Here is an 11,336-nt window from a genome sequence, read left to right on the forward strand (position 1 = left end):
ATGAAAGCATTATCTATCCGTGGTTTACGCAAGGTCTATAAAGGCGGCCTCGAAGCATTAAAGGGTATTGATCTGGATGTCGAAGAAGGCGACTTCTTTGCGCTGCTGGGTCCCAATGGCGCCGGTAAATCCACTACCATAGGTATTATCGCTTCACTGATTAATAAAACTGAAGGTGAAGTAAAAGTATTTGGCTATGATCTCGATACCCAGCTGGTTGAGTTAAAACGGCAGATCGGGCTGGTGCCGCAGGAGTTTAACTTCAATCAGTTTGAAACCGTGCGGCAGATTGTAGTGAATCAGGCTGGCTACTACGGCGTACACCGCAACCTGGCTAATGAACGGGCCGAAAAGTATCTCAAACAACTGGGCCTGTGGGAAAAGCGCAATGAACCTGCCCGCAGCCTGTCTGGCGGTATGAAGCGACGGCTGATGATCGCCCGTGCTTTGTTGCATGAACCCAAACTACTGATCCTGGATGAGCCCACCGCTGGCGTGGATATCGAATTGCGTCGCAGTATGTGGGGCTATCTGGAAGATATTAACCGCGAAGGTATCACCATCATCCTTACCACGCACTATCTGGAAGAGGCTGAGAGCCTGTGCCGCAATGTCGCCATTATCGACAACGGGGTGATTATTAAAAACACCTCAATTAAGCGCCTGCTGGCGACCCTCAACATGGAAACCTTCGTGCTGGATGTAGAACCCGCAGAAGGGGATGAGTTGGGCGAAATTGAACTCGGTGAATTCAACTGGCGGCAGCCTGACGAACTTAGCATCGAAGTGGATGTCCAGAAGAGCCAGGGCTTGAATAGAGTATTTGAGCAACTGAGCAAACAGGGCATTAAAGTGTTGTCGATGCGCAACAAAGCCAACCGGCTGGAAGAACTATTCGTCGACCTGGTCGAGCAAGGTCGTCAACCGAAACAGAAAAAGACAGGATCCTGACATGGCATCATCGTTTAATTTTGTTGCATTACAGACCATCTGGATAAAAGAATGCACGCGCTTTTTGCGGATCTGGATACAGACCCTGGTGCCGCCGGCCATCACCATGACCCTCTATTTTGTTATCTTCGGTAGCATTGTTGGCGAGCGCATCGGTGAAATGGGCGGCCGTCCCTATATGGAATTCATCGTGCCTGGTCTTATCATGATGTCGGTGATCACCAATTCCTATTCGAATGTGGCGTCATCCTTTTTTAGCGCGAAGTTTCAGCGCAACATTGAAGAAATGCTGGTCGCGCCCGTCTCTACTGCGGTCATTATTGTCGGTTATATCGGCGGCGGTCTGGCGCGTGCACTTATCGTTGCGGTTATCGTTACCCTGGTGTCGTTTTTGTTTGTTGATAACGTGCAGATCCATCATGGTGGCATCCTGGTGCTGACCGTGGTGCTGACGTCGACGTTGTTTTCGCTGGCCGGGTTAATCAACGGCATTCACGCCAAGACCTTTGATGATATCTCGATAGTGCCGACGTTCATTCTGACGCCACTAACTTATTTAGGCGGCGTGTTTTTCAGCATCAGCCTGTTACCGGGGATCTGGTCAACAGTGGCGCAGGCCAATCCGGTACTGTACATGGTTAACGCCTTCCGTTATGGCTTTCTGGGGATATCCGATGTTGGCCTGGGGGTATCACTGAGCGTTATCATCGCCTTTAATATTGTCTTCTTTGCAGCGGCGTACATCCTGCTGCAACGAGGCGTGGGTATTCGTTCGTGAAGGCAGAGTCACGCGCGGTAACCACCAATCAGCATGGTAACCACGACGATTTAGTCGCCGTGGTGATGCGCCATTTGCGCTCACCCTTTCGCAAACCCATTCAGGAACACAATCGCGAAGCCTTTCAGCAGGCACAGCAACTGGTGGCCGACTGGGATGGCCCCTTGATTCTTGATTCTTGTTGCGGCGTAGGCGAGAGCACGGCGTGGCTGGCGGAACAGAACCCCGATGCGCTGGTGATCGGGGTTGATAAATCCGCCCACCGGCTGGGGCGGCATGCGCACTATGAGCGCGCTGAAGCTGGTCCACGCTATCTGCTGGTGCGGGCGGATCTGCACGACTTCTGGCGGCTGGCGCTGGAAGCCCACTGGCAGCTGAGCCAGCACTATATTTTATATCCGAACCCCTGGCCCAAAGCCGCCCATTTGTCGCGGCGCTGGCACGGTGGTCCGGTCTGGCCGTACGTAATTGGTCTGGGCGGCGAGCTGGTGATGCGCTCGAACTGGGTGATTTATCTGACCGAGGTTGCCAGCAGTCTGGCACTGGTCAACTGTTCGGCTACGATTCACCCGCTCCTGGCCAGCCATGAGCCGGTAACGCCGTTTGAACGCAAATATCAGCTTAGTGGCCAGCAGTTATGGGAACTGCGAGCCAGTTTGCCCGAAGACGGTCGCTATTTTTCAGCGATCGAGGCAGAATAGTTGCCCGGTTTTCCGGATACGAAAAAGGATACGCAATTGAGCGATCAGGTTTTTGCAGAAGTCAGTCAGGAAGCTTTGCTGAAGATCTTTACGATCCCGGAGGCGCCCGACTCGACCCTGGGGAAGATTGAAAAACACTTATCCGAAAATCTCATGGGCTTTTTGGGTGAGCGTATTGTTGCGCGTGAAAAACCGTTGCATGAAATCGAGCAGAACTTCCGCGACAGCAGTGTGCCCGAGCAACCCCGCTACGTGTCTGATCATACCGAGTTTCTGCTGAATAATCTGGTGGCCCATTCGGTGCATACCTCATCGCCGCGCTTTATTGGCCATATGACTTCAGCACTGCCGTATTTTCTGCTGCCGCTGGCCAAGTTGATGGTGGGGCTGAACCAGAACCTGGTCAAAATTGAAACCTCAAAGGCGTTCACTCCGCTCGAGCGTAATGTGCTGGGCATGTTGCATCATCTGGTTTACCAGCGGGATGATGCCTTTTATCAGCGCTGGATGCACAGCGCACAACACTCGCTTGGTGCTATGTGCTCAGGCGGCACCATCGCCAACATCACCGCGCTTTGGGTGGCCCGCAATATGCTGTTGAAACCCGACGGAGACTTCACGGGTATCAGCAATGAAGGGCTGGCGGCCGGGTTGGCTCACTACGGCTATAAACGGCTGACTGTGATGGTCTCTGAGCGCGGCCATTACTCACTGGGCAAAGCAGCGGATGTGCTTGGCATCGGCCGGCGCAACCTGATTGCGATTCCTACCGACAGCGAAAACCGTATACGCACCGATAAGCTTCGCGAAGCCTGTGCCCAGGTAGCCGCTGATGGCGGTAAGGTATTGGCTATTGTTGGTGTGGCTGGCGCTACCGAAACCGGGCACATTGATCCGCTCAGTGAACTGGCGGACATCGCTGCTGAAGTTGGTGCTCACTATCATGTGGATGCCGCCTGGGGTGGAGCCACACTGATGTCGGGTAAATACCGTAAGCTGCTGGCGGGTACCGAGCGCGCCGACAGCGTGACCATTGATGCGCACAAACAGATGTATGTGCCTATGGGCGCCGGTATGGTGCTGTTCCGTGAGCCGAGCATGGTAAGGGCGATTGAGCACCATGCTGAATATGTGATCCGGCACGGCTCTAAAGATTTAGGCGCGCATACGATGGAGGGCTCACGCCCGGGTATGGCGATGCTGGTTTATTCGGCGCTGCATGTAATGGGCCGTCGGGGTTATGAACTGCTCATCGACCAGAGTATTGAGCGAGCGCATCAGTTTGCTGAACTTATCAACGCGCAGGACGATTTCGAAGTCATCACCGACCCACAGCTGTGCATCCTGACTTACCGCTTTATACCGGCCAAGGTCAAACAGGTGATTGCTCAGGCTAATGCCGAGCAAATCCGTCGCATCATGCCGCATCTTAATGCGCTGACCCGCTTTATTCAGAAGCGTCAGCGTGAAACCGGGACCTCATTCGTATCGCGGACTAAACTGACACCGGCGCATTATTTCCGCGAACCGACCGTAGTATTCCGGGTGGTGCTGGCGAATCCGCTGACCACGCCCGCTATGTTGGCTGAAATTCTGCAGGAACAGCGGGAAATTGCCGGACAGGCTATGAGCCTGCGAGGCGCGCTCTATACTGAATTGCGGGAATTGGGACTGGTCAGAGAACAGTCCCGGTAAGTGTTAAGACGGGCGATCAAACTGCAGGTTGTCAATAAGCCGGGTTTTACCGGCAAAGGCGGCAACCAGCACGACCAGTTCCTTATCATCGGCATCTGCCTGCAGTAAATCTTCCCGGCGGCGAAGCTCGAGATAATCAATACGCAGACCAGCCTGCTCAATGCTGGCATAACCTTCGGCCAGTGCCGCAGCGTCGCTTTCGCCGCTACGGATCCGTTTGGCGATATCCTGCAGGGTTTTGAAAATGACCGGCGCTTTGCGGCGCTCTTCGGTACTCAGGTAGCCATTGCGTGAACTAAGCGCCAGACCGTCGTCCGCGCGCTCAGTAGGAATGCCAATCACATCAACAGGCATGCTTAAGTCATGCGTCATCAGGCGAATCACCTGCAGTTGCTGAAAGTCCTTTTCACCAAATACCGCGACATCCGGCTGTACCATATTAAAGAGCTTGGTGACTACAGTAGCAACGCCAAGAAAATGGCCGGGCCGGCTTGCGCCGCAGAGCAGATCGGAGATAACCGGGACCTCAACGATAGTCTGTTGCGCTAAACCCCGCGGATAAACGTCCTCGACCGTCGGCGCAAATATTGCATTCACACCCAGCTCCGCCAGGGCGTGACAATCCGCATCAAAGGTACGTGGATAGCTGTCCAGATCTTCGTTGGCGCCAAACTGCATGGGATTGACAAAAATACTGACAACCACCTGGTCGGCGTAATCTTTGGCGGTTTCCACCAGGCGCAGATGGCCCCGGTGCAGATTTCCCATGGTTGGGACCAGCGCCAGAGTGCCGCGTTGCTGCTTGCGCCAGGCGCGCAGTTCTTCGAGGCTCTTCAATAACTGCATAAACTGACCTCTTTATTCGAAGCTGTGTTCAGCACCCGGGAAAGTACCGGCTTTCACTTCTTTCACGTACAGCTCAACCGCGCTGGCGATATCACCGGTTTCAGTAAGAAAGTTCTTCACAAATTTAGGCAAATAATTCGAGTTCAGGCCCAGCATATCGTGCATGACCAGGATCTGGCCGTCACAATCGGCTCCGGCGCCAATACCTATGGTCGGAATGCTGAGCTTTTGGGTGATTAGTTTGCCCAGCTCAATCGGCACGCATTCCAGCACCAGCAGCTGCGCGCCTGCTTGTTGCAGTGCCAGTGCCTGGCGCACGGTGCTTTCCGCGGCGCTTTGCTCACGCCCCTGCACCTTGTACCCGCCCAGCACATTGACTGACTGCGGCAGTAATCCCAGATGCGCACAAACCGGCACGCCGCGTTCAACCAGGCCACCGATGGTCTCAAGCAGCCAGTCGCCACCCTCCAGTTTCACCATATTGGCGCCCGCACGCATCAGCTTCGCCGCTTCCTGATAGGCCTGCTCAGGGGTGGCGTAAGACATAAAAGGCATATCAGCGACTACGAAGGCTTCCGGTGCGCCTTTACGGACCGCCCGGGTATGATAAGCGACATCTTCGGTCGTCACTGGCAATGTCGACTGTTCACCCTGAATGGTATTACCAAGGGAGTCGCCAACCAGCATAAAGTCCATACCGCAGGCCGCAAAGAGTCGCGAAAAAGTCGCGTCATAGGCAGTAATTGACGCGATCTTGTCGCCATTTGCTTTCATCTTCGCCAATTTAGAAATTGTCATGCCAGCCATGCCGGACTCCCGTTGGTATAGGTATATGCACCTTGTATCTGCCTGATTGTATCAGGTAATTTTCTGCAGGTCATGAGGGCTGGGTGCGGCTCTGAGAGCCTCCGACAGCGCCGCCAGCGACTGCCCATCGGGGAGTTTCAGGTCGGGCTCCAGCTCAGCCAGCGGCAATATCACAAAGTCGCGCTCGGTCAGGCCTGGGTGCGGAACGCTTAAGCGCTCGGTGCGGATAATCTCGTCGGCATAGAGCAACAGGTCGAGATCAAGGGTGCGCTCGCCCCAGTGGCGGAGCCTTACGCGGCCGAACAGTTGCTCGGTTTGCTGCAATAAGTCGAGTAAATCGTGCGGGGACAGGCAGGTTTCAGCTGCCAGTACAGCATTGATATAATCAGGTTGATCGGCTGGACCCATGGGGCGGCTGCTATAAAAGGATGAGCAACGAGCCTGATGCAGGTCGGGGTGCTGCCCGAGCACCCTTGCGGCTTCCCGGAGTGTCAGTAAAGGGTCGCCAAGGTTGGCGCCCATACCAATATAAACCGCGGGCATGACGGCTTATTCAGATTGCTGTGGTTTACGGCGGCGACGGCCACCGCGGCGGCCACGGCGCTTGGCCGGAGCTTCATCGCTCCGGGCCTGGTCAGCGGCGGAAGGGATCTCTACACCGCGCTGCTGACGGGTCCAGTAGTCGGCCTGTTTTTCAAGATGCGGGCGCTCGGACGGAGTCGCGGTTTTTGCCCGTAATAGCAGAAAGTCATAAGCAGCCCGGAAGCGCGGGTGCGTCAATAGCGTCTGTACACGCTTACCTTTAGCACGCTCCATGCGTTGCTGCATCTGCCAGATTTCACGGGCGGGAATGGTGAAGCGTTTTGGTACTGCAATGCTTTGTACCTGTTTCCCCAGCACGTCGGCGGCGGCCAGGTTCATCGCGTCCATATCCGACAGTCCGCCCTCCAGCTTCAGCTGCTCCATGCGTGCCTGCAATGGCCACCAGAGCAGGGCGGCAAACAAGTACGCAGGGGTGATGCGCTGATCATTACGGATGCGCAGGTCGGTATCCGCAAAAGTCTGGCGAATCATCTGGTAGGGGGCCTCATCCGGCGCCTTCAGATAGCTTTTAAGCTGGGGGAATAATTGCTGGAACAGATTGTATTCACTAAGCATTTCAAAGTTTGCTACGCCCTTGCCGGCGGCGAACAGTTTCAGTGACTCTTCGAATAAGCGGGCAGCGGGTATATTCTGTAGCAGGCTCGCTAGCTCTTTAACAGGGCCGGATACGGATTTATCCAAACGCATATTCAATTTGGTGGCAAAACGCACGGCGCGCAGCATACGAACCGGATCTTCACGGTAGCGGGTTTCCGCATCGCCGATCATCCGGATCACGCCAGCTTCGATATCCTGCATGCCGTTGGCAAAGTCATAGATGCTGAAGTCAGCGATATTGTAGTAGAGCGCATTGATGGTGAAGTCGCGGCGCTGGGCGTCTTCTTCAATAGAGCCGTAAACGTTGTCCCGCGTGAGCATACCTTCTTTATCTTGTCTGGATACTTTGTCGGTTTGCTCATCAGCGCTAACTTCATGGTGGCCGCGGAAAGTAGCCACTTCAATGACTTCCCGGCCAAATACCACATGGGCGAGACGGAACCGGCGGCCGACCAGCCGGCAATTGCGGAACAAGCCGCGCACCTGCTCGGGACTGGCATTGGTCGCCACGTCGAAATCTTTAGGCTCGATATCCAACAACATGTCGCGCACACAACCGCCGACCAGATAAGCGTCATAGCCAGAATTATGCAGACGATAGAGTACTTTCAGAGCGTGTTCGGGGATCTGCTTACGGGAAATCGGGTGACTGTCCCGGGGGATAATAACCGGTTCACTTAGAATATTGGCCGGTAATTCGGCAGCTGCCGGCTGTCGGTTCAGCATGCGATCGGCCATGGCCTTGATACGCTTAATAATAGTAATTTCCCCGCACTAAATAGTGGTGTTAAGTTTCATCATCGTTGTTAAATAAATGCTCTGCTGCGCTATTGTATCCTGCTGCGCAGCTTCAGGGAAGATGCGTCGCTGCCCAATGCTCGGTCGCAGCCTCAAGCATCTGCACCGGGCTTGCTGATGGCACCTCAGGCAAGCCAAGAAATCTGAACGCCGCCTGCAACTGTTCGCGCACCTGATCTGCCTGCAGCGCCGGCGCATGGTTCTGTTTACTAAGCTTGTTACCATTAGCGTCGAGAGCCAGAGTCACGTGGGCAAAGCGCGGCAAGCGCTCGGTAAACTGGCGCCATAAATTAATTTGCCAGCTGCTGGCGGTCAGTAAATCAGCGCCGCGGACGATATCGGTAATGCCCTGATCAATATCATCAATGACCACTGCTAATTGATAAGTATAGAGTTTATCGCGGCGATAGAGCACAAAATCTTCGCTGGCAAAAGGCGCTTCGATGTCCTGGCGACCCATCAGGGCGTCGTCGAATTCAAGTACCGGCTGATTATTCAGGAAGCGTATGGAGCTGTCTTCAGTACGCCGCTGACGCTGGCGACAGACACCAGTGTAATAAGGGCCCCTGGCTTTAATCTGTTTACGTGAACAGGTGCAGCGGTAGGTCAGATTGCTTGCGGTTAGTTGATCCAGCGCCTGCTGATACCGCTCATGTCGCTGGCTCTGGTACAGAATGTCATCGTCCCAGCTAAAACCATGGTCACGCAGTTGCTGTAGAATAATAACATCGGCACCGGCCACAGCGCGGGGCGAATCGATATCTTCGATACGTACCAGCCATGCGCCCTGATGCGCCCGGGCATCAAGGTAGCTGGCAACAGCGGCGATCAGCGATCCGAAATGAAGTGGCCCCGACGGGGTCGGGGCAAAGCGTCCACGATAGGGAAGTGATGAAGCTGACGATGAGGCCAAATTAAGCGCCCGTCATTTGCTTCTCTTTGATTTCAGCCAGGGTTTTGCAGTCGACGCACTGATCAGCAGTCGGCCGCGCTTCCAGCCGGCGAATACCGATTTCGATTCCGCAAGAATCACAGAAACCAAAATCATCGGCTTCAATTTTATGCAGCGTCTTCTCAATTTTCTTAATGAGTTTGCGCTCACGATCCCGCGTGCGTAATTCCAGGCTGAACTCTTCTTCCTGGGCGGCACGATCGACCGGATCAGGAAAGTTTGCCGCTTCGTCTTTCATGTGATGGACGGTGCGGTCAACTTCTTCACGCAACTGCGCACGCCACACTTCCAGAATTTTCCGGAAATGGTTGCGCTGTTCCGCGCTCATATACTCTTCGCCCGCCTTTTCCTGGTAGGGCTCTAAGCCTGCTTGCGCCAGAATGCCATGGCTCTTTTTCGGCGTTCCTTGAGGCATTTATACATCTCCTGTACGGGACATTTTAAAGACAATTTTCAAAAAGGGCGGTACATATACCAGAATCCCTTAACCCGCGCAATTTATTTATTACATTTCGTCATTTGCAACTGGCAGGCTGCCAATCGCTTCAATAGCCTGTGGTGTTATTCTGCAATGCAGGGCGTAAAACTCGACCCCCGCTGCGGTCGCCAGAGCGCAGGTTTGGGCATAGACAGGGTCAATATGTGCGGCAGCGGCGACCTGTTTGATACCGGTATGAAACACTACATAAAGCACGATGCCACGGTGCCCTTCGTTAACCATATCAATAAGGCTCAACAGGTGTTGTCTGGCTCTGACGCTGACGGTGTCAGGAAAAAAGCCCTGCGCTCCGGTAGCCAGCGTCACGCTCTTGACCTCGATATAGGTTTCGCGCTGTTGTTGATCAAGGCCAAACCAGTCGATGCGCCTTTTGTCATAACCGTAACCCACTTCGGCTTTTAACTCCCGCAACGGACCTATTTCGCTAATCAGACCGGACTGCAAAGCCTCGCCGGCAACTGTATTGGCGCGCTGAGTATTCACACAGATGGTCTCGCCATTGCTGGTTTCGGCTAATTCCCAGGTATACCGGTACTTGCGTTTGGGGTTGTCCGAGTCGCTCATCCACACGCGTATGCCGGGCTCAGCACAGCCGGTCATGGCCCCCGTATTGGGGCAATGTATGGTTAGTGGCGCCGTCGGGGCGTCGGGAAAATCAACGTCCGCAAGAAAGCGTTTATAGCGTTGCTGCAACCGGGCCGGCTGCAGCGGGTTGTGAAAGCGCATTGTAAGCCCCATGTAGCTCAGCTAGGATATAACTATATAAACCCGCAAAAACATACTGGGAGCAGTCTACTATGTCTACCGCATTATCTGTGTTTTTATCAGCAGACAAACCTGAACTGAGTGCCTGGAAGGCAAGCGCGGCCGCAATCCTTGGCGAAAAAGGTGCCACTATTTATCTGCGCGACAACGAAGCTGACAGCTTGCGCAAAATTCAGAAGGCCGGTCGTCAGCTGGATAATATGGGCGTTAAGTCGGTCAAGCTGGCTGGTAAAGACTGGGATATAGAGCGCCAGTGGGCTTTCAGCAAAGGTTTCACTGATACCCAGACCAAAAATTCGATCACCTGGGCTGATGATGTCGAATCGGCCAACCACCTCAATCTGCTACGCAGCACTGCAGCCTGGACCCGTGAACTGATCAACCTGGGGCCCGAAGCTATTTATCCTGAATCGCTGGCCAAACGGGTGACGGACAAATTAACTGAGCTGGCCCCTGAGCATGTTTCGGCTAAAGTCATTAAAGGTGACGAGCTGTTAGCGGAAGGCTGGGCCGGTATTCATGCTGTCGGCCGGGCGAGCAAGCGACCACCGCTGTTGCTGGCGTTGGATTACAATCCGACCGGCGACGACAATGCGCCCGTCGATGTGGCCCTGGTAGGTAAAGGTATTACTTTTGACAGCGGCGGGTACAGCCTGAAATCCAGCGAAGGCATGCTGTCGATGAAATGCGACATGGGCGGTGCAGCGACTTTAGCTGGCGCGCTGGCTTATGCGATTCAGCGCGGGCTGAAAAAACGCGTGAAGCTGATTTTATGCTGTGCCGAAAACCTGGTTGATGGCAGCGCCTTTAAGCTGGGCGACGTGATCAAATACAAGAACGGCATGACGGTCGAAGTGGTCAATACCGATGCCGAAGGGCGGCTGGTGCTGGCAGACGGTCTACTCTACGCTGGCGAAATCGGCGCTAAGATGATTATCGATGCCGCGACCCTGACCGGCGCCGCCCAGGCGGCTGTGGGCAACGAATATAATGCTTTGTTTGGCCTGGATGACAAGCTGGCCGAGGCCACCCTGGGCACCGCCGCACAACACAATGAGTTGCTCTGGCGTCTGCCGCTGCAAAACTGGCACCAGGACAATTGCCCATCGGCCTTCGCTGATACAGCGAACAGCCGCCCGCAAAAAGGCGGTGGTACCGGTGGCGCCAGTAACGCCGCCGGGTTCCTGTTGCGCTTCGCACCGAATAACGGCGAGAACTGGTTGCACTTTGACCTCGCCGGCGCTTACCACGGCAGTGCCACCGCCCTGGTGCCGACCGGAGCCACCGCGCTGGGTTTCCGTACGATAGCGGCGAACTTACTGCAAGAGCACTACTCACTCTGAA

Annotated in this window: 12 protein-coding genes; 5 read left to right on the plus strand and 7 right to left on the minus strand. The window is 54.7% G+C overall.

Features of this window, described 5'->3' with window-relative positions:
* From IDSA_RS09275 to panP, 4 genes are read left to right on the plus strand one after another with little or no spacing between them, the layout of a single operon-like run.
* Positions 1–951, plus strand: coding sequence for an ABC transporter ATP-binding protein (locus tag IDSA_RS09275; RefSeq protein ID WP_034776274.1), 951 nt, complete (start codon positions 1–3; stop codon positions 949–951).
* Position 952: 1 nt separating this feature from the next.
* Entirely contained in the window at positions 953–1,729 is a 777-nt protein-coding gene (locus tag IDSA_RS09280) for an ABC transporter permease (RefSeq protein ID WP_034776275.1), read from the plus strand.
* The gene (trmB, locus tag IDSA_RS09285; RefSeq protein WP_034776276.1) at positions 1,726–2,430 is read left to right on the plus strand and encodes a tRNA (guanine(46)-N(7))-methyltransferase TrmB; all 705 of its coding nucleotides are present in this window, start codon (positions 1,726–1,728) and stop codon (positions 2,428–2,430) included. Before IDSA_RS09280 ends, trmB begins: the two co-directional genes overlap by 4 nt.
* Before the next feature lie 36 nt (positions 2,431–2,466).
* The gene (gene panP / locus IDSA_RS09290) at positions 2,467–4,125 is read left to right on the plus strand and encodes a pyridoxal-dependent aspartate 1-decarboxylase PanP (protein ID WP_034776277.1); all 1,659 of its coding nucleotides are present in this window, start codon (positions 2,467–2,469) and stop codon (positions 4,123–4,125) included.
* Positions 4,126–4,128: 3 nt separating this feature from the next.
* Here the strand turns inward: panP and panC are convergent, their stop codons facing one another.
* The 7 genes from panC to sfsA form a co-directional block, all read right to left on the minus strand.
* The gene (panC, locus tag IDSA_RS09295; RefSeq protein WP_034776279.1) at positions 4,129–4,971 is read right to left on the minus strand and encodes a pantoate--beta-alanine ligase; all 843 of its coding nucleotides are present in this window, start codon (positions 4,969–4,971) and stop codon (positions 4,129–4,131) included.
* A gap of 12 nt (positions 4,972–4,983) precedes the next feature.
* Positions 4,984–5,778, minus strand: a complete 795-nt coding sequence (gene panB, locus IDSA_RS09300) for a 3-methyl-2-oxobutanoate hydroxymethyltransferase (RefSeq protein ID WP_034776280.1) — start codon at positions 5,776–5,778, stop codon at positions 4,984–4,986.
* A 51-nt stretch (positions 5,779–5,829) separates the two neighbouring features.
* A complete protein-coding gene (folK, locus tag IDSA_RS09305) occupies positions 5,830–6,321 on the minus strand; it encodes a 2-amino-4-hydroxy-6-hydroxymethyldihydropteridine diphosphokinase (RefSeq protein ID WP_034776282.1) in 492 nt (163 codons plus the stop codon).
* 6 nt (positions 6,322–6,327) lie between these two features.
* Positions 6,328–7,716, minus strand: a complete 1,389-nt coding sequence (pcnB, locus tag IDSA_RS09310) for a polynucleotide adenylyltransferase PcnB (protein ID WP_051986213.1) — start codon at positions 7,714–7,716, stop codon at positions 6,328–6,330.
* A gap of 112 nt (positions 7,717–7,828) precedes the next feature.
* Positions 7,829–8,689, minus strand: a complete 861-nt coding sequence (gene gluQRS / locus IDSA_RS09315; RefSeq protein WP_034776284.1) for a tRNA glutamyl-Q(34) synthetase GluQRS — start codon at positions 8,687–8,689, stop codon at positions 7,829–7,831.
* 1 nt (position 8,690) lies between these two features.
* Positions 8,691–9,143, minus strand: a complete 453-nt coding sequence (gene dksA / locus IDSA_RS09320) for an RNA polymerase-binding protein DksA (RefSeq protein ID WP_034776286.1) — start codon at positions 9,141–9,143, stop codon at positions 8,691–8,693.
* A 90-nt stretch (positions 9,144–9,233) separates the two neighbouring features.
* Positions 9,234–9,953 (minus strand): DNA/RNA nuclease SfsA, encoded by a 720-nt coding sequence (sfsA, locus tag IDSA_RS09325; RefSeq protein WP_034776287.1) that lies wholly within the window; start codon positions 9,951–9,953, stop codon positions 9,234–9,236.
* A 71-nt stretch (positions 9,954–10,024) separates the two neighbouring features.
* Between sfsA and pepB the strand changes: the two genes are divergently transcribed.
* Complete coding sequence (gene pepB / locus IDSA_RS09330; RefSeq protein ID WP_034776289.1) at positions 10,025–11,335, plus strand: aminopeptidase PepB; 1,311 nt, start codon at positions 10,025–10,027, stop codon at positions 11,333–11,335.
* Position 11,336: the final 1 nt, after the last annotated feature.

Origin of the sequence: Pseudidiomarina salinarum (assembly GCF_000753715.1) — a bacterium.
Lineage (GTDB): Bacteria > Pseudomonadota > Gammaproteobacteria > Enterobacterales > Alteromonadaceae > Pseudidiomarina > Pseudidiomarina salinarum.